Here is a 17,701-nt window from a genome sequence, read left to right on the forward strand (position 1 = left end):
CCCCCGGCGCCGGGCCCGCACCACCCCGAAAGGAGGTGCACTCGATGGTGACCCCAACTCCCGAGCAGCGCGAAGCGATCGAGACCTACGGCGACGGCGTCGACCTGGTCCTCCAGGCCGGGGCGGGCTGCGGCAAGTCCAGCACGCTGCGGCTGATCGCGGGCAGCGACCGGCGCCGCACGATGACGTACATCGCCTACAACAGGTCGATCGCGGCCGACGCGGCGAAGAGCTTCCCGACCAACGTGGTCGCGAAGACCGGCCACGGCCTTGCGTTCGACCCGCAGTACCTGCCGCGCATCCAACGCCCCCGCCAGACCGCCCTCGACGCGGCGAAGGCCCTCGGCATCGAGCGGATCACGGGCGGCATTCAGCGTGTCCTCACCGACCAGGGCAAGACCAAGGCCCTCACGTCCAAGCTCGTGATGCGCATCGCGCTCGACACCGTCGATCGGTACTGCCACAGCGCAGACGACGAGATCAGCCGCCGCCACGTGCCGCGCTACGACGGCCTGACCCTGCCCGAGACCCGCGACCAGATCGCCGAACTCGCCCTGCCGGTCGCCCGGCTCGCCTGGGCCGACCTGACCCGCGGCGACGACGGCGTGCTCAAGATGAGCCACGACGTCTACCTCAAGATCTGGGCACTCAGCCGGCCGACGCTGGCAACCGACGTGGTGCTGCTGGACGAGGCGCAGGACACCAACGACGTGTTGGCCAGGGTGTTGCTCGACCAGGAGCACGCGCAGCGCATCGCGGTCGGCGACTCCGCCCAGCAGATCTACGAGTGGCGCGGCGCCAAGGACGCGCTCGCCCAGTTCGAGCGCGAGCTGGGCGCCGAAGTCCGCGAGCTGTCCCAGAGCTTCCGGTTCGGGCCGGCCATCGCCGACGAGGCCAACCGGTGGCTATACCACGTCGGGACGCCGTTGCGCCTGACCGGCTGGCCCGCGGCCGAGTCCACCGTCGGCCCGGTCGAGGAGCCGGACGCGATCCTGTGCCGCACCAACGCCGGCGCCGTCGGCATCGTGCTGGAATCGCTGGCGGCCGGGCGGAAGACCGCCCTGGTCGGCGGCGGCGCGGAGCTGAAGCGCCTCGCCTGGGCCGCCGAAGCGCTCCAGGCCGGCCGCCCGACCGACCACCCCGACCTGCTCGCGTTCCCCTCCTGGGCCGCCGTGCGCGAGTACGCCGAGGAGGAAGACGGCTCGCTGAAGGTGCTCGTCAAGCTCATCGACGACTACGGCACCGCCGACATCATCAAGGCCGCCGACGCCCTCGCGGGCGAGGACGCCGCCGAACTGGTGGTCAGCACCGCCCACAAGGCCAAGGGCCGCGAGTGGCCGAAGGTGCGCATCCACACCGACTTCCGCGAGCCCAAGCCCGACCCCCAGACCGGCAACATCATCCTCCGCCGCGAGGAAGCCCGCCTCGCCTACGTCGCCGTCACCCGCGCCCGCCAGCAGCTCGACTGCTCCGCGCTCGCCTGGATCGACACCATCACGGCGGTGACCGGATGACCGAGATCACCCCGTGCCGGGGCCAGGGCGCCGTCTACGACGCCGCGCTCGACCCCCGCGCTTCCCGGGCACGCCGTACCAAGGCGCAGCTCACCGCCAGCTCCCTGTGCGCCCGGTGCCCGATCGCAGCCACCTGCGACGACCGGGTCACCCCGCCATCAAGCCGAGCACTCCGGAAGGCACACATGTCCATCACCGACATCACCCCGCACTCGACCCCGGTCGCCCCGGCACCACCCCGTGAGCAGGCCGCCCCGCAGCCGCCCACGCCGTCGGCCGCCGAGCCTGCCGGTATCCCGACCGACCCGGACGGGCTGATCCTCTGGGGCGCCGCGCACCAGTCCAGTCGCATGCAGACCCTCGCCGGCAAGGCCCGCGGGGCCCTCACCGACCTCCGCCAGGCCGCCGAGCGTGAGACCAAGGTGGCCGAGGCAGAGGCCCGGGTCGCCCGCCTCAAGGCGCAGTTGGAGAACGCGCAGCACGACCTGGCGTCCGCGAAGGGCGCCCCGAAGACGAAGGGCACCACGGCGCCGGCGGAGGACTACGCGGCGATCCGGGCCTGGGCGCGGGAGCAGGGCATCGAGGTCGGCCGGGTCGGCCGGCCGAAACGCGAGGTGGTCGACGCCTACCACGCCGCCCAGCAGCCCCAGCAGCTCGCCACCGCCAGCTGACCCCACCAACCGAGAAAGGACTTCCGACCATGGCCTACATCCGGCACCGCGACGACGAGACCCCCGTGCTGCGGCCCACGTTCGAGCTGAGCGGCAAGGAGATCGAAAGGGTTGTGCCGCCCGGCGACCGGCTCGCCACCGAGGGCGGCAACAGCGGCATGGAGACGTGCGGCTGCGACGCCTGCCGGGCGCTCTACACGGAGCTGACCGGCATCGAGCCGGAGCCCGCCGCGTAGACCGCCGGGCCCGCGGATGCCACCGGCCGCGGGCCCGGCCGCCAACCCCCGAACCACCGACCGACTGGAGCACCATGGCCTGGGTCCGAATCTCGGACGACTTCTACGACCACCCGAAGTTCGACGCCGCTGGCTCGCTCGGGATCGCGTTGTGGGTCGCCGGCCTGGCCTGGTGCAACCGCAACCTCACCGACGGCGTGATCCCACACCGGGCCGCCCGACGCCTCCTCGACTTCGAGGACGCAGCCGAGGCCGTGCATGCCGCCGACGACCGTAACGGCGTTACTAACGCCCCCCATAACAACGACGTCACCGCCAGCGTGGCCAAGTTCGCCGCTGATCGACTCGTCAAGGCTGGCCTGTGGATCGAGGAAGAGACCGGATATCGGGTCCACGACTACCTCGACTACCAGAAGTCAGCCGACCAGATCGGCGCCAGCCGGACCAAGAACGCTGCACGTCAGGCCGCCTTTCGCGAGCGCCACCAGAACTCGCCGAACGCCTCGAAACGTGACGGTTCGAGTAACGGCGTTACTAACAGCGGCGTAACGGGTGCTCCCAACCCCAACCCCAAAGAGAGGACTACGTCCTCTCCGAGCGAGACCCGCGACGACATCGAGCGCGTGTGCAAGCACCTCGCCGACCGGGTCGAGGCCAACGGCAGCAAGCGGCCGACCATCACCGACACCTGGCGGCGCGAGGCCCGGCTGCTGCTCGACCGCGACGGCCGCACCGTCGACCAGGTGCTGCGCGCCATCGACTGGTGCCAGCAGGACGCGTTCTGGCGAGCGAACGTCCGGAGCATGCCGAAGCTCCGCAAGCAATACGACACCTTGCGCCTCAAGGCCATGGGCGAGCGCGAGCGCGAACAGGCCGCCGCCTCCCGCGCTGCCCGCCAGGACCAAGGCGCCACCTACGCAGACCGAGGGATCTTCTGATGACCGACGACTACCAGGCGCCGTACGACGCCGACCCCGCCGACGCCGGCACCTCCGCGCCGCGCGACCTCGATGCCGAACAGGCGTACCTCGGCGCCCTCATCCTCACCCCGCCGCGCGACCAGCGCCGCGTGCACCAGCTGCTCGCCGCCGGCGACTTCTACCGCCTCGGACACGGCACCATCCACCAGGCCGCCGCCGCGATCCTCGACCGCGCCGCCACCATCGACCCCATCACCCTCGCCGCTGAACTCCAGCGCGTCGGCGAGCTGGAGAAGATCGGCGGCACCCCGTACTTCACCACCTGCATGACCCAGGTCACCCTGGCCAGCAGCGCCCCGCAGTACGCCGAGCGCATCAAGGCCCTCGCTCTGCGGCGGGCCCTGATCGAGGCCGGCACGGAGATCGCCCGCCGCGCCTTTGACCCGGCCGCCGAGCCGGACGACCTCGCCGAGAACGCGGTCACGCTCGCCCGCGAGGTGCGCGACGCTGGCCGCGCCGCCCAGGACACGCCCGTCACCGACATGTGGGACTTCCTCGACGCGGGCGACGACGAGCCCGACTGGATCGTGCCCGGGCTGCTGGAGCGCATGGACCGGCTGATCTTGACCGGGGGCGAGGGCGGCGGCAAGTCGGTGCTGATGCGGCAGCTCGCGGTGTGTCTCGCGGCCGGCATCCACCCGTTCCAGCACACCCCGAACCCGGTCGGTCCCGCGCGCGTTCTGGTGCTCGACTGCGAGAACAGCGAGCAGCAGAACCGGCGCCGCTACCGGCCGTTGATGAACTGTGCCGCTGCCGCGCACCTGCCGGTGAAGCGCGGCGCCCTGCACATCGACTGCCGACCGGAGGGCATCGACCTGACCCGCGCCGACGGCCGCGCCTGGCTGATGCGCCGGGTCGAGACCGTCATGCCCGACGTGCTCGTGATCGGGCCCGTCTACCAGTTGCACTCCGGTGACCCCGCGAGCGAGGAACACGCCCGCAAGGTGACCATCGCGCTGACCGAGGCCCGCGTCACCGCCGGGTGCGCGCTGCTCATGGAGGCGCACGCCCCGCACGCGAACGGGTTCGGCCCGCGCGCACTCCGCCCCGCCGGTTCGTCGCTGTGGATGCGCTGGCCCGAGTTCGGCTTCGGCCTGCGCCCCGTCGAGGACGAGCGCAGCGCCGAGGACGACCGCGCGCGCCGCCTCGTCCCGTGGCGCGGCATGCGCGACGACCGCCAGTTCCCGCAGTTCATCCGCCAGGGCTGGCTCGGCACCAACCCCTGGCCGTGGGTGGAGTACCGCCCGATCGACGCCGACCAGTTCACCGGCCGCTCCGCGACCGGCGCCACCAGCTGACCCACCCGAGAGGACACACCCTCATGCCCCTGCCCACCATCACCGGCACCGCCCGCCTGGTCGCCGACCCGGAGCTGCGCTTCACCAGCTCCGGGAAGGCCGTCGCGAGCATCCGGCTTGCCTTCAACTCCCGCCGTCTCAATCGGCAGACGAACGAGTGGGAAGACGGGGACACGTTCTTCGTCCGCGGCCAGGCGTGGGAACACCTCGCCGAGAACACCGTCGAGTCGTTGCAGAAGGGCGCCGAGGTCGTCGTCACCGGCGAACTGCGCACCGAACGCTGGGAGAAGGACGGCCAGAAGCACGAGATGCCCTCGCTGCTGATCCGCAGCATCGGCCCGTCGCTGGCGTACGCGGTCGCGCAGGTCGCGAAGTCGGCGCGCGAGAACGCCCCGGCGCAGGGCCAGCGGGCCCAGCAGCGGCCCCAGCAGGCCCGCCAGGCGCCCGCTGACGACCCGTGGGCCACCGGCCCCGCCGCCGGGGCCGAGCCCCCGTTCTAGATCCACACACGCCCGCACAGCACCGACCCTGACCCGGAGGAACCCATGCCCGAGCCGAAGACCACATGCAGCGGCGGCGCCGCCATCGACCACGACGAGACCGGCATCTGCAACCACGTCCCGCCCGCGCCCGCCGACGTGACCGTGCAGGAGTGGCACCCCGTCGGCGACCAGTCCGGCCCGACGCCGACGTGCGGCCGGCCCACCGCGACCGGCGAGCCCTGCCCCGGCCACCAGCCGGACGGCGACGGGCTGCCGCAGCAGCTCCGGTACCTGTTCGGCAGCGAGGTGCACATCCCGTGGGCCGACCTGGACCCCGAGGTCCGCCGGTACTGGGAGCACCAGGCGATCGCCGTGCGCGCCGCCGTCCAGTCCGCGCCGCTGCTGTCCGCGGCCGAGCGCACGTTCCTGTCGTGGGCGCTGGACGAGGCCGCCGACATCATGGCCGAGCGCGACGGGTTCACGGACGCGGACGAGGCCGCCCTCGCGTCCCTGCGCACGCTCGCCGGACCGGACGACGCGGCCACCGCCGACGTGTTCACCGAGGACGAGCTGCACGAGATGGACCGCGACGCCGAGTACGCGCACGACGCCGCCGAGGACGCCGCGCGGCCGTGAGGCGCCGCACCCGGACCCGCGCCCGGTCCTGCCTGGGCAAGCTCGCCCACCAGGACCGGGCCGCGGCCCTCCGGCATCGCGCCCGCCTGATCGCCGCTGGCGACACCCGACTCACCGTCTACCGCTGCCGGTTCTGCCGCCACTGGCACGTCGGCCACTACCGCAACCACTGACCAGCACCACCCGACAGGAGCACCACGTGGCCGACGCCGCCGCCCACCTCGCCACCGTCATCCGGCTGTGGCCCGACCTCGCCGACGCCCTGGTCGCCCGGCAGCAGGCCACGTGGCCGCCCACCATGGGCGTCGCCCGCCTGCTGGACGCGGACGAGCGCGAGCACGCGGCGGCGCACCGCTACCTCGACCGCGACCCCGCGCAGCTCGGCGAAGTGCCGGCGCCCATCCGGCTCGACCTGCTCGACACGATGCGCGAAGTCGAGCAGCACCTGGTGCACACCGCCGACATCGTGGCGGCGGAGGTGCAGCGGCCAGCCATGTCCCGCGCGCCCCGGCACTGGCTGGCTGCCGACCGGGCCCGCCGCGACCAGCTGGCGGCCGCAGACGCCGCCGACCCGCGCCGCTGGCGATACCCCGGCGCACGGACGGCGCCCCTCGCCGCGGCCTGGCTCACCGCCCGACTCGCGGGTGCGCCCGGTCCGTTCCTCCGGCTCAACTCGCGGCACCGCGCGGCAATCGAGACGACCGCCCGGCGGGCCGCTGACCGCATCGAGACATCCCTTGAGATGGCGAGACGCACCACCGCCGTCCGCTGGCCCTGCCCGCACTGCCGCGGACAGCTCACCGTCTCCGGCGGCGACGGTCAGCCGCCCGCGGTCCGCTGCGAGGACTGCGGTTGGACCCGGCGCGCGCACCAACCCGCCTGACCTGAGCTGGGCGGGCATCTCACCCAGCCCGCCCAGCTCAGTATGCGAACAAAGCATGACGAAACATCAACTACTGTGATATACAGTCCAGTACAACAAAAAAGCGGCCCCGAACCGGTGCTACCAACACCAGCCGGGGCCTGACCACCACCGAGATTCGAGGTCTCAGCAGTGGCTATCCGTGATCGTATCCTGCGGTCCGTGAGGCGCACGCGCCCCGCCGCATCCCAGCCCAGCTCACCCCTGTGGGTTCGAGCCTTCACCGCCACCGGCCGCCCCGCCGTCGCCCTCGCCGTCCTCGGCATGTGCGCACCCGGCGAACACCACCTCGCCGAACTCGCCGGCTGGTCCTCCCGCCTCGCCTGGGGCATGGCCGCCGTCCTCGCCGCCTACGCCGGCATCGCCGCCGCCGTCGCCGGAGCCCGCCCCGCCGGAGCACCCGGCAAGGCCAGCGCCGTCATCGGCGCCGCCATCAGCCTCACCGCCGCCGCGGCCGCCCAACCCGTGAGCCACCTGTTCGTGACCGGCTGGCTCACCGCCAGCCCGCGGCCGCCCATCGCACTCGTCATCACCGTCTCGTGCGTCCCGCCCCTCGTCCTCGGCCACCTCCTCCACCTCGCCGCCACACCCGTGCCCGCACCGGCTGTCACCGCGCCCGAGCCGGGCGAGCAGACCGCCGAGACGACTGAGACGGACAGCGAGCCGGACGAGCAGCCGCAGCCGGACGACGACCAGGACAAGGAGCCCGGCCCGGACGGACCCAGCGGCGGATTCCTCACCACCGCCGAAGTCGCAGCCCGCTACGGCGTCAAGCCGAGCACCGTCGGCACCTGGGTTCAACGGGGTCGTCTCGCACCCGCGTTCAAGGACCCGGGCCTGGGCAACATGTACGACCCCGCCCAGCTCCCGCCCGTGGTGAACGCCGCGAGCTGATGGCCACCGCCATCGTGCTCGGTCTCCTGCTGCTCCTGATGCTCGGCTCCGCGCTGCTCCTCCTGCGCGTCGACCGCCGAGCCCTGCCGCCCGCCCTCACCACGGCGGCCATCCTCGTCACCGCCGGCGCCTACGTCGCCGCACTCCTCCGCTGAGGACACCCATGCACATCAACCACACTGTCACCCTCGGCGGCGTCGCCGTCGGCTCCGCCTGCGTTGTCGCCCAGGCCATCTACTGGTGGTTCCGCGAACACCACAAGGCCGCCGCGCTGATGCCGTTCATCCTCTCCGCCGCCTACGGCATGCTCATCACCCTGTCCGGCGGCGGCATCCTCGGATGGGCCGCCGGAACCACCCTGTGGAGCGCGAACCTCGTCGGCGACCACTCCCTGCGCTGGGGCGTCGGCGGCACCACGATGGACGTCACCCGCGCCCGCGAGCTGGTACTCGACCCGGGCGGACACGTCGTTGTCCTCCTCATCACCGTCGTTCTCGTCTGCCTGTGGAAGTTCGCGAAGAAGCTCCGCTCGTGGAAGTTGGCTGTGGGCCTGGTCGCGGGCATCTGCCTGGCCCTGTCCGGCACGGTGGCTGGTGCGGCCGCCGTCCCACTCGGCTCGTCCGTCAACAGCCTCGGCTCGGTGTTCACGGTGGCGATGGCCGTATGACCGACGACGACCTCAGCCCCACCGAGAACCGCATCGTGCGCGGCTGCGACCAACTCCGCCGGTCCTGCACCGCGTGGCTCACCGCCACCGACCTGCCCGCCAAGGAACGGGTACCGGCCAGCATCGGCCGCGCCCTCGGCGGCATCATCGCCGCCGGATTCACCGGGGGAGTCGCCTACGAACTCGGCCCGATCGCCTGGGCCACCGCTGGCGTCCTCACCGCGCTGTCCGTCTGGGTCGCCGGCACCCCGAACCCGGACAATGACGAGGACCAGGACGACGAGGTCGAGCCCGACGACCAAGAACCGGGCAGTGACGAGCAGCTGCTCGACGTCGACGCGTTCACCGAGCTGGTGCTCGACGTCGCCTGCGGCGCCAACGTCCACCTCCGCACGATCCGCATGAGGCTGATCGAGGAGACCGAACGCCCCTGGGCCGACCACGAGGTGACCGCGCTCTGCCGCGCCGCCGGCATCCCCACCCGGCCCGGCGTCCGGGTGCCCGGCGCCCAACCCGCCGTCACCACCGGCATTCACCACACCGACCTGCCGCCCCTCCCCGACCCCTCTCCCGGCGCCCCTGTTGACGGTGTTGCCGCAGGTCAACACGACAACAACAACACCAACACGCCCCACGTCGAGCGGATCGGAGAAGGGGGCGCCGTCATCAAGAACGCGCCCCTCCAGCAGGAGGCGGTCCGATGATGCGCCGACTCCTTGCCCTCGCGGCCGGCCTCACCTACTGCGGGCAGTGCGGTTGGTGGACCCGACCGAACTGCGGACACACCAGCTGACCCGAGAGGACAATCAGGACAATGACCATCACCACCGCCGTGGCCACCCGCCAGGGCACCGGACCGAACAACGCGGACAGCACAGCTGTGTTCCGCAGCGAGCACGGCACCGTCGGGGCTGCGCTCGTCGACATCGCCGGCCACGACTCCGGCGCCCCGTTCGTGGGCCGCCTGTGCGCCGAGACCGCCGCCCGCATCGCACCCCAGCGCGGCACGCTCGCCGCGCTCTGCACCGCCGGCCTGCTCGTTGCCGACCGCGGCGCCAGCGCCGACCCGGAGCCCAACGGCGTCGCCGTCTGCGCCCGCGCGCTCCCCGACGGCGAGACCCGGATCGCGTGGGTCGGTGACGCTCACGCCTACGCCGCCGAAGGCGGTCGGCTCACCCGCCTCACCACCCCGCACACCTGGGCGCACCAGGCGAAGACCCGCTGGGGTGTGGACATCCCGGCGCTGGAGGACGTCCTCACCACCAGCCTGGCCACCGCGACCCCCGCCACCGTGCTGACCGTGGAGACCACCGACCCGCTCGTCATCCTGGCCAGCGACGGCCTCGACGCGCTCACTGGCGATCAGGTCCTCGGCCTGACCCGCCGATACGGCGGTGACCCCCAGACCCTCGCCGAGGCCCTCGTGGCCGCCCCCGAGGCCGGTCCCGACGGCTACCGCGACGACACCACCGTCATCATCATCGCGAACCGACCGGCGCCGTAGCCATGGAGATCTGGCTTGTGATCCCCGGGTTTCCACGCCTCGAAGATCCTGACGACGCTCGGGCCATCGAGTTGCTGCGGTACCTCGGCCCGTACCGGCCGCAGGTGCCAGCCGCCTGTCCCCGCTGCGGAATCTGGAGCCTCAGCGCCCGCGCGATCATCCCGGGCACGCTGACGCACTGGAAGTGTCGGTGTGGGGAAGACGGGATCGCCGACATCGCGGCCCCTTACGTACTGCCGGTCGACAGACCATACGAGTAGTTGCCGGGCGGCCCATGATCGTGCATCATGGGCCGCAAGTCCGGCGTGCCCGGACACAGACGTACCGCAGGCCCCGCGCTCACCGAGCCGGGGCCTGCGGGCATTCCACCCGACCGTGGAAGAATGAGCGCATGAGCGCCGACCTGACCACGTTCCTGCGGGAACGCGTGGCCGAAGACGAGCAGATCGCCCGCGACGCCGCCACGGCGTTCGGCGACACATGGACGGTCGTGGACGATGCGATCCGAGGGTCGCTGGAGTTCACCGATGTCGTGGCCGAGCCCGGCTCTCCCGCCGAGTACATCGCCCATTACGACGCCGCCCGGGCACTCCGCGAGGTCAAGGCGAAGCGGGCGCTGATGGCGATGCATCGGCCGATCCGCGCGAAGGACATCCTTGGCAGCGGATGGACAGACGACTCGCTCGCCTGCGAGCAGGAGACCGGCCCGGACGATATCGCCCCTACGCCGTTCCCTTGCCAGACTCTCCAAGCGCTAGCCGCCGTGTACGCCGACCACTCGGACTACCGCGACGAATGGCGAAGCTGAGTCAGCCCAACGTCGCGGTGAACCGGCCGGCCTGGGCGTCCGCCGCCGACACCGTCAGCTTCCCCCGGTGGGACACCTCCACCGAGTAGAACTTGCTGCCCGCCGGCACACCGGGCACCGTCACCGCGAACCGGCACGGCGAATCGTCGTACCCCGCCTTCGCCCGGCTCCCCGCACCCAACGCGCCCTCCGCTACCACTGCACCCGCAGCGTCGTACACCGTCACCGACGCCCCCTCCACGATGTCGTCGTAGCCGCCCGTGCCCGCGCAACTCGTCGCCTCCGGCGTCAGATCCGTGGCGTCCTCCAGATCCAGCGCGCCTCGCAGCGTGAACGACTTCGCCGAGGACGACCCCGACCCGGACGCGGCCCATGCTGCACCCACACCACCACCGCCGACCACCAGGCCGGCCACCGCGCCCAGCGCGACCAGCCGCCACCGCGACCGGCCCACACCACCGGCCACCACCGCCGCCGGTGGCACATCGGGAACGGGCGGAACCACAGCACTTGCAGACGATTCGTCAGACATGCGGGCAGCATCCCAGCCCACACAGATCGTCCACACGCCCGTGCCCGAACCGTGACCAAGGGAGTACCCATGCCCGCGCCCGACACCACCGGCAGGCACCCCGCCACCCAACAGGCCGCACGGCACTTCACCCACGACCACCTGCCAACCCACCTCGCCGCCGTCTCCTCGATCTTCACCGACGCCGCACAGCGACTCCTCGACGCCGTGCAGCACGACGGACCCGAACTGACCGTCGCACTGCGCAAGCTCCTGGAGAGCAAGGACGCCGCGGTCCGCGCCCGCCTCGACGCCGACGCCTGATGTCCCGTGCCGCACGCTGGCGCGTCTGCTCCGTGCCCGGCTGCCCCGAGTACACCCAGGACAGCCGCTGCCCCGACCACGCACGAGCCGCCGACCACGCCCGCGGCACCGCTCGGCAACGCGGATACGGACGACGGCACGAGCAGCGCTTCCGGCCCGGCGTGCTCCAGCGCGACCCGGTGTGCACCTGCCCCGGCTGCACGTCCTGCCAGCCCGGGGCCGGCCGACCGTGCGCCGCCGCCAGCGTCCACGCCGACCACTGGCCCATGGACCGCCGCGAGCTGGTCGCCGCACGCCTCGACCCCGACGACCCGCGCCACGGCCGCGGCTTGTGCCCGCCTTGCCACTCCACGCACACCAGCAGCGAGCAGCCAGGAGGCTGGAACCAGTGATCAAGCTCGACTCGTCCGACCTGCGCGCGCTCGCCGACGCCCTCGACTGCCTCCACCAGACCACCACCCAGACCAGGGTCATCATCGACGGCTACAGCGACACCCAGGTGACGTTCAGGGACTCGGTCCTCAGGTTGACCTGGGAGCCCACGAAGGGCAGCGCCAACGACATGCCGGAAGGCCGCTACGTCGTGCAGTTCGAGGACTGACGCCCACTACGCACCGTAGCCACGCCCTGGGGGGTGACCCCCTCCCCATGATCAGCGGCGGACCGCCGGGGAGGGACATAAACATCTGTACGGGTCTGGGTGGCCCCGGAGGCTGATCCGGGCCCCGTTTAGTCACACACTGTAATCGCGCCCGGCTGCAGCGGCCGGGGCGCCCGACGTGCCGCAACGGCACCGTGGGGGTGATCGGCATGTCCGGAATGGGACCTGCCCCGAAACCGAACGCACGGCGGCGCAACGCCACCGTCGCGATGGTCGAACTGCCCGCCGACGGCCGCCAGGGACCAGCGCCGGCGTGGCCGCTGCTGCCCGACATCGTGCTGTCCACCCGGCGCGACACCGCGCAGCGGAAGGCGGATGACCTCGAACTGTCCCTGCAAGAGCCAGAGCTGTCCGCCCGGCAGCGCGCCACGCTCACGCGGAAACTCGACTCCGCCCGCGAGGAGGCCACTGTCCTGACCGCGCAACTCGCCGCGCAGGAACGCGTCGAGGGCGAGCTGTGGGTGGACTTGTGGGCGCTGCCGCAGGCCCAGGAGTGGGAGCGGCAGAAGTGGGTGCGCGAGGTCGCCCAGTACGTGCGCTGGAAGGCACGGGCTGAACAGGGCGACTTGGACGCCGCGAAGGAAGCCAGGCAACTCGGTGACCGGCTCGGGCTGACGCCGCTCGCGCTGCTGCGGCTGCGGTGGAAGGTCGTGGACAGCGGGCAGGACACCGAGCGTCAGCCGGTGAAGCGCCGCGCGTCGTCCGGTCGCCGGCCGGACGATCCGCGGGCGACGCTGCACGTGGTGGAGTGACGCCGTGGGCGTACTGATGGTGCCCCCGCCGGATGCGGAGCCGTGGCCGACGCTCGGCCTCCAGGTGTGCGACTTCCTGGAAGAGCGCGCGGTGCACGGCCCCGGGCCGCTGCGCGGGAAGCCCTACGTCCTCGATCCGGAGAAGCGGGCGCTGATTTACCGCTGGTACGAGGTGTACCCGCAGGGTCATCCGCGAGCCGGCAAGCGGCGGTTCAAGCGGGTCGGCCTGTCGGTGCGGAAGGGCACCGCCAAGACCGAACTCGCTGCGGCGGTGGCGTTCGCCGAACTGCACCCCGAGGGGCCGGTGCGCGCGGACGGCTTCGACGCGGATGGCGACCCGGTCGGAGTCGCGGTGTCGGACCCGTACATCCCGATGGTGGCGTACACGGAGGAGCAGACCGAGGAACTGGCCTACGGTGCGCTGTACGTGATGGTGACCGAGGGCCCGGACGTGGACCTGTTCGACCCGGGCCTGGACCGCATCATGCGGTGGGGCGGCAGCGGGAAGGCGACCGCGCTGGCGGCGGCGCCGGATGCCCGTGACGGTGGCCGGACGACGTTCCAGCACTTCGATGAGACGCACCGGTTCGTGCTGCCGCGGTTGCGGGAGGCGCACCAGACGATGATCGGGAACATCCCGAAGCTGATGGCGTTCGACCCGTGGTCGCTGGAGACGACCACCACGTACACGCCCGGTGAGGGCTCGGTGGCGCAGGGCACGCACGAGTACGCGGAGCTGATCGACGCCGGCAAGTCGAAGGCGAAGGATTTCTTCTTCTTCCACCGCGAGGCCGCCCCGAAGGCGGACGAGGATCTGGCCGACGACGACCAGATCCGTGCCGCGGTCCGCGAGGCATCGGGGCCGAGCATCGCGGCGTGGCCGGACTTCGAGGGCCAGGTCGACGCGATCGTCAGCCTCTACAACGCCCCGGACACCGACCGGTCGTACTGGGAGCGGGTGTGGCTGAACCGCAGAGTGCAGGCCGGCAGGCAGGCGTTCGACGTGGCCCGCTGGACGGAACTGGGCCGGCCCGACCAAGCGCTGCCGGCGAAGGGGGCGCGGATCACGGTCGGGTTCGACGGCGCCCAGTTCCACGACGCGACGTCGCTGGTCGCGACGGATCTGGCGACGGGCTTTCAGTGGCCGCTGGGGGTGTGGGAGTGCCCGCCGGGCGCGAACGACGAGGGCGGCCCGGGCTGGGAGTGCCCCGAGGACGAGGTCGACGCCACGTTGAAGGATGCGTTCGAGCGGTGGTCGGTGGTGCGCGTCTACGCAGATCCGCCGTACTGGGAGAGCATCATCTCCCGCTGGAAGGGCCGGTGGGGCGACAAGCGCGTCACCGAGTGGTGGACGAACCGCCACAAGATCATGGCGTACTCGCTGCGGGCGTACCGCGGGGCGATGCAGTCGGGGGAGCTGACGCACTCCGGTGACGAGGTGTACGGCCGGCATGTGGGCAACGCCCGGAAGAAGAAGCTCGCCATGGTCGATGACCAGGGTCAGCCGCTGTGGGTGATCGAGAAGGAACGCCCGCAGTCGCCGTTGAAGATCGACACGGCAATGGCCGGGTGCCTGTCGTGGGAGGCCCGGCAGGACGCGATCGCGGCCGGCCTGAACAAGCCGAAACGCTCTGGTCGAATGGTGGTGATGCGCTGATGGCACCGCAGACCCCGGACGACTGGGTGCTGTACCTGTCCCGTGTGCACGAGGCGTCGCGGGCACGGCTGGAGGAGCTGAACCGCTTCTACGAGGGGAAGCAGCCGCTCGCCTACCTGCATCCGGAGTTGCTGGCGGAGCTGGGCGACCAGCTGCGGCAGGTGGTCATCAACTGGCCCCGGTTGGTGGTCGACTCGCTGGAGGAGCGCCTGGACGTCGAGGGGTTCCGGTTCGCGGTGCCGGGGTCGACTGCCGGCGAGGCGGACGCGGATCAGTCGACGTCGGATGAGCTGTGGCGGGTGTGGCAGGCCAACGGGATGGACGAGGCCGGGCAGCAGGCGCACGTGGACGCGATGGTCATGGGCCGCGCGTTCATGATCGTCGGGTCGCGGCCGGGTGATGCGTCCACGCCGCTGATCACCGCGGAGTCCCCGCTCCAGGTACAGGCGGACTGGGACCCGCAGACCCGCACCGTGCGGGCGGCGCTGAAGCGGTGGCACGAGTACGACCCGCTGACCGGTGCCGTGTTGGACCAGCACGCGACGCTGTACCTGCCGGACCGCACCGTCTGGTACGACCAGGTCGGCGCGGCCGCGTGGAAGCAGACCGAGCAGGACGTGCACAACCTCGGAGTGGTGCCGGTCGTGCCGCTGGTCAACCGTCCGCGGATCATGGCGCCGCAGGGCCGCAGCGAGCTGACGGACGTGATCCCGCTGTCCGACGCGGCGTGCAAGGTCGCTACCGACATGATGGTGTCCGCGGAGTACCACGCGATGCCGCGCCGGGTCGCGTTCGGCTTCGACGAGAGCGACTTCACCGACGAGCAGGGCAACAAGGTGTCGGTGTGGTCGCGGCTGGCCGGGCGGATCTGGGCGACGGCGAAGAACAGGAAGAGCGGCGAAGACGGGGACGGCGCCGATGTCGTGCAGTTCCCCGAGGCCAACCTCACGAACTTCCACGACACCCTGAACTCCCTCGCCCGGCTCGTCGCGAGCTTGTCCGGTCTGCCGCCGCACTTCCTGGGCCTGGCCACGGACAACCCGCCGTCGGCGGACGCGATCCGGGCGTCGGAGATCCGGCTGATCAAGCGGGCCGAGAGGGAGCAGCGCGCGTTCGGGGGCGGCCACGAGGCTGTCAACCGGATCGTGCTGCGGCTGATCAACGGCTCGTGGGACCCGCGGGCACTGTCCCTGGAGACGGTGTGGCGCGACCCGTCGACACCGACCCGCGCCCAGCAGGCCGACGCCACCGTGAAACTCGTGCAGGCCGGGATCATCCCGATCGAGCAGGCCCGCGAGGACATGCAGTACACGATGGTGCAGCGGGAGCGGATGCGGCAGATGGACGAGGACGCCCTCACCCGCGCCTCGGTCGCCGACCTGCACGCGCTCACCACCGCGCTGCCGCCTGTGCAGGCCGAACCGGCACCTGAGGAGCCGGCGGCGTGACCGTGGCGCCGGCGATCCCCGAGCCGGACCATGCCCAACTGGTCGCGGCCTACGGGGCGTCGCAGCGGCGCGCGGTCCTGGCGGCCGAGCGGCAGGCGGCCCGCTGGTGGGCGGCGCTGGACACGGGGGATCTGTCCGGGTCGTACCTGCGCAGGGTGGGCCCGGCGCTGGTACGGCTGCTGACAGCCGCGCAGCTGCTCGCCGCAGGCCCGGCGCAGACCTACGTGGACGCCATGGTCCGCGCCGACGGCCTCGCCTCGCAGTACGACCCGGGTGCGTCCCGGGTGTCCGCCCGCGCGTTGACGGGGGTGGCTGCGGACGGCCGGCCCCTCGACAGCCTGCTGTACACGCCTATCGTCCGCACGAAGACGTTGCTGGGCGCCGGGGTGACGCTGCCGGAGGCGATGGCGGCCGGGCGGATGTCGCTCCAGCGCATCATGGCCAGCGAGGTCGCCGACGCCGGCTCCGGAGCGTTCGGGGTGGCGGTCGCGGCGAACCGCACGACGACCGGGTACATCCGCCAGGTGAGGGCGGGCGCGTGCTCGCGGTGCGCGATCCTCGCCGGCCGCTGGTACCGGTGGAACGCGGACTTCGCGCGGCACAAGCGGTGCCAGTGCTACGGCGTACCGTCCACGTCGGCGCGGCGCGGCCGCACCACCGACCCGATGTCGTTCTTCCATGGCCTGTCGCGGGCGGAGCAGGACCGGCGGTTCACCGTCGGCGGGGCCCGGGCGATCCGGGATGGCGCGGACATCTACCAGGTGGTGAACGCGAGCCGTTCGGTGACGACGCTGGACGCCTACGGGCAGAAGGTGGTCGCGACGCTGGAGGGCACCACGCGCCGCGGGTCCTTCTACCGGCAGATGCTGCGCGAGACCGAGCAGCGCACGGGTACCGCGTTCGCCCGTGACGCCTACGACCTGGAGCGTGGCCTGCCCCGCTTCAACCTCCGGACGCCCCGGCTGATGCCGGGCGAGATCTACCGCTTGGCCGAGTCCCGGGACGACGTGATCCGTCTCCTGCGCCGGTTCGGCTACCTGACCTGACCTGGGTGCAACGCCCGGGTCCCGACTCCTGCAACGGGAGCAACCGATGAGCACGCCCACACCTCCGAGTCCGACTCCTTCCGCCGACCCGGGCAGCCCGCCGGCTGACCCGCCGAAGGACCCCGCGACCGACCCCAAGCCCGCAACGGGCGACGGAGACCCGGCCCTCGGCCCGGCCGGCGAGAAGGCCCTGGCCGCGTGGAAGGACCGCGCGAAGGCCGCCGAGAAGCTGGCCGCCGACCAGGCCGCGCAGCTCCAGGCGATCGAGGACGCGAAGAAGACCGAGGCGGAGAAGTTGGCCGACCGGACGAAGGCGGCCGAGGACCGGGCGGCGGCCGCGACGAAGCTCGCAGTCGCCTCCAAGGTCGAGGCCCTGGCGGCGGGGAAGTTCGCGGACCCGCAGGACGCGGTCGACGCCCTCGCCGCGGGCACCTACACCACCGAGGAGGGCGGCGTCGACGCCGACGCGATCAAGAGCGCGCTGGACGACCTGCTGGCCCGCAAGCCGCACTGGGCGGCCGGCGCGGGCGGCCCGACCGTGCCGAAGCCGGACCCGTCGCAGGGCGCCCGCCCGGGCGGCACGCCGACCCTCGCGCAGCAGATCGCCGAGGCCGAGAAGGCGGGCGATGTGCGGCGGGCGATCGCGCTCAAGTCGCAGCAACTCCGCGAGACCAGCAAGTAGCAGCGTTC

24 protein-coding genes are annotated in these 17,701 nt (G+C 72.1%); 23 read left to right on the plus strand and 1 reads right to left on the minus strand.

Annotated elements, in window-relative coordinates:
• Positions 1–44: 44 nt before the first annotated feature.
• The 15 genes from AC3ERT_RS07360 (at position 45) to AC3ERT_RS07430 (ending at position 10,612) form a co-directional block, all read left to right on the plus strand.
• The gene (locus tag AC3ERT_RS07360) at positions 45–1,514 is read left to right on the plus strand and encodes a UvrD-helicase domain-containing protein (protein ID WP_435173258.1); all 1,470 of its coding nucleotides are present in this window, start codon (positions 45–47) and stop codon (positions 1,512–1,514) included.
• A gap of 185 nt (positions 1,515–1,699) precedes the next feature.
• Positions 1,700–2,185: an Lsr2 family DNA-binding protein gene (locus AC3ERT_RS07365; protein WP_435173260.1), complete on the plus strand. Its 486-nt coding sequence runs from the start codon at positions 1,700–1,702 to the stop codon at positions 2,183–2,185.
• A 29-nt stretch (positions 2,186–2,214) separates the two neighbouring features.
• The gene (locus AC3ERT_RS07370; protein ID WP_435173261.1) at positions 2,215–2,421 is read left to right on the plus strand and encodes a hypothetical protein; all 207 of its coding nucleotides are present in this window, start codon (positions 2,215–2,217) and stop codon (positions 2,419–2,421) included.
• A 74-nt stretch (positions 2,422–2,495) separates the two neighbouring features.
• Positions 2,496–3,359, plus strand: a complete 864-nt coding sequence (locus tag AC3ERT_RS07375; protein WP_435173263.1) for a hypothetical protein — start codon at positions 2,496–2,498, stop codon at positions 3,357–3,359.
• Positions 3,359–4,699 (plus strand): AAA family ATPase, encoded by a 1,341-nt coding sequence (locus AC3ERT_RS07380; RefSeq protein WP_435173264.1) that lies wholly within the window; start codon positions 3,359–3,361, stop codon positions 4,697–4,699. Before AC3ERT_RS07375 ends, AC3ERT_RS07380 begins: the two co-directional genes overlap by 1 nt.
• A 23-nt stretch (positions 4,700–4,722) precedes the next feature.
• On the plus strand, positions 4,723–5,199 hold the full coding sequence (gene ssb / locus AC3ERT_RS07385; RefSeq protein ID WP_435173265.1) for a single-stranded DNA-binding protein: 477 nt from the start codon (positions 4,723–4,725) through the stop codon (positions 5,197–5,199).
• Positions 5,200–5,244: 45 nt separating this feature from the next.
• The gene (locus AC3ERT_RS07390; protein ID WP_435173266.1) at positions 5,245–5,817 is read left to right on the plus strand and encodes a hypothetical protein; all 573 of its coding nucleotides are present in this window, start codon (positions 5,245–5,247) and stop codon (positions 5,815–5,817) included.
• Positions 5,814–5,990: a hypothetical protein gene (locus tag AC3ERT_RS07395; RefSeq protein WP_435173267.1), complete on the plus strand. Its 177-nt coding sequence runs from the start codon at positions 5,814–5,816 to the stop codon at positions 5,988–5,990. Before AC3ERT_RS07390 ends, AC3ERT_RS07395 begins: the two co-directional genes overlap by 4 nt.
• A gap of 26 nt (positions 5,991–6,016) precedes the next feature.
• Positions 6,017–6,700: a hypothetical protein gene (locus AC3ERT_RS07400; protein ID WP_435173268.1), complete on the plus strand. Its 684-nt coding sequence runs from the start codon at positions 6,017–6,019 to the stop codon at positions 6,698–6,700.
• A gap of 201 nt (positions 6,701–6,901) precedes the next feature.
• On the plus strand, positions 6,902–7,633 hold the full coding sequence (locus AC3ERT_RS07405; RefSeq protein WP_435173269.1) for a helix-turn-helix domain-containing protein: 732 nt from the start codon (positions 6,902–6,904) through the stop codon (positions 7,631–7,633).
• Entirely contained in the window at positions 7,633–7,788 is a 156-nt protein-coding gene (locus AC3ERT_RS07410; protein ID WP_435173270.1) for a hypothetical protein, read from the plus strand. Before AC3ERT_RS07405 ends, AC3ERT_RS07410 begins: the two co-directional genes overlap by 1 nt.
• An 8-nt stretch (positions 7,789–7,796) precedes the next feature.
• Complete coding sequence (locus tag AC3ERT_RS07415) at positions 7,797–8,300, plus strand: hypothetical protein (protein ID WP_435173271.1); 504 nt, start codon at positions 7,797–7,799, stop codon at positions 8,298–8,300.
• Complete coding sequence (locus tag AC3ERT_RS07420) at positions 8,297–9,004, plus strand: hypothetical protein (RefSeq protein ID WP_435173272.1); 708 nt, start codon at positions 8,297–8,299, stop codon at positions 9,002–9,004. The genes AC3ERT_RS07415 and AC3ERT_RS07420 overlap by 4 nt, the downstream gene beginning before the upstream one ends.
• Before the next feature lie 110 nt (positions 9,005–9,114).
• Positions 9,115–9,804, plus strand: coding sequence for a PP2C family serine/threonine-protein phosphatase (locus AC3ERT_RS07425; RefSeq protein ID WP_435173274.1), 690 nt, complete (start codon positions 9,115–9,117; stop codon positions 9,802–9,804).
• A gap of 391 nt (positions 9,805–10,195) precedes the next feature.
• Entirely contained in the window at positions 10,196–10,612 is a 417-nt protein-coding gene (locus tag AC3ERT_RS07430; protein ID WP_435173276.1) for a DUF6221 family protein, read from the plus strand.
• 1 nt (position 10,613) lies between these two features.
• On the opposite strand, the gene AC3ERT_RS07435 is transcribed toward AC3ERT_RS07430, so the two are convergent.
• Positions 10,614–11,066: a hypothetical protein gene (locus AC3ERT_RS07435; RefSeq protein WP_435173278.1), complete on the minus strand. Its 453-nt coding sequence runs from the start codon at positions 11,064–11,066 to the stop codon at positions 10,614–10,616.
• A gap of 147 nt (positions 11,067–11,213) precedes the next feature.
• On the opposite strand from AC3ERT_RS07435, the gene AC3ERT_RS07440 reads away from it, so the two are divergent.
• From AC3ERT_RS07440 to AC3ERT_RS07475, 8 genes are all read left to right on the plus strand, one after another.
• Positions 11,214–11,447, plus strand: a complete 234-nt coding sequence (locus tag AC3ERT_RS07440; protein WP_435173279.1) for a hypothetical protein — start codon at positions 11,214–11,216, stop codon at positions 11,445–11,447.
• Positions 11,447–11,839 carry a holin gene (locus AC3ERT_RS07445; RefSeq protein ID WP_435173280.1) on the plus strand — a complete coding sequence of 131 codons (393 nt, stop codon included), beginning with the start codon at positions 11,447–11,449 and terminating at the stop codon, positions 11,837–11,839. Before AC3ERT_RS07440 ends, AC3ERT_RS07445 begins: the two co-directional genes overlap by 1 nt.
• Positions 11,836–12,048, plus strand: coding sequence for a hypothetical protein (locus tag AC3ERT_RS07450; RefSeq protein ID WP_435173282.1), 213 nt, complete (start codon positions 11,836–11,838; stop codon positions 12,046–12,048). Before AC3ERT_RS07445 ends, AC3ERT_RS07450 begins: the two co-directional genes overlap by 4 nt.
• Positions 12,049–12,257: 209 nt before the next feature.
• Positions 12,258–12,860, plus strand: coding sequence for a hypothetical protein (locus AC3ERT_RS07455; RefSeq protein WP_435173284.1), 603 nt, complete (start codon positions 12,258–12,260; stop codon positions 12,858–12,860).
• A 4-nt stretch (positions 12,861–12,864) separates the two neighbouring features.
• Positions 12,865–14,517: a terminase gene (locus tag AC3ERT_RS07460; protein WP_435173286.1), complete on the plus strand. Its 1,653-nt coding sequence runs from the start codon at positions 12,865–12,867 to the stop codon at positions 14,515–14,517.
• Positions 14,517–15,965 (plus strand): phage portal protein, encoded by a 1,449-nt coding sequence (locus AC3ERT_RS07465; RefSeq protein WP_435173288.1) that lies wholly within the window; start codon positions 14,517–14,519, stop codon positions 15,963–15,965. Before AC3ERT_RS07460 ends, AC3ERT_RS07465 begins: the two co-directional genes overlap by 1 nt.
• Positions 15,962–17,011, plus strand: coding sequence for a VG15 protein (locus AC3ERT_RS07470; protein WP_435173290.1), 1,050 nt, complete (start codon positions 15,962–15,964; stop codon positions 17,009–17,011). The genes AC3ERT_RS07465 and AC3ERT_RS07470 overlap by 4 nt, the downstream gene beginning before the upstream one ends.
• A gap of 46 nt (positions 17,012–17,057) precedes the next feature.
• Positions 17,058–17,693 (plus strand): hypothetical protein, encoded by a 636-nt coding sequence (locus AC3ERT_RS07475; protein ID WP_435173291.1) that lies wholly within the window; start codon positions 17,058–17,060, stop codon positions 17,691–17,693.
• Positions 17,694–17,701: the final 8 nt, after the last annotated feature.

The sequence above is a fragment of the Actinacidiphila sp. bgisy145 genome, from assembly GCF_057708125.1.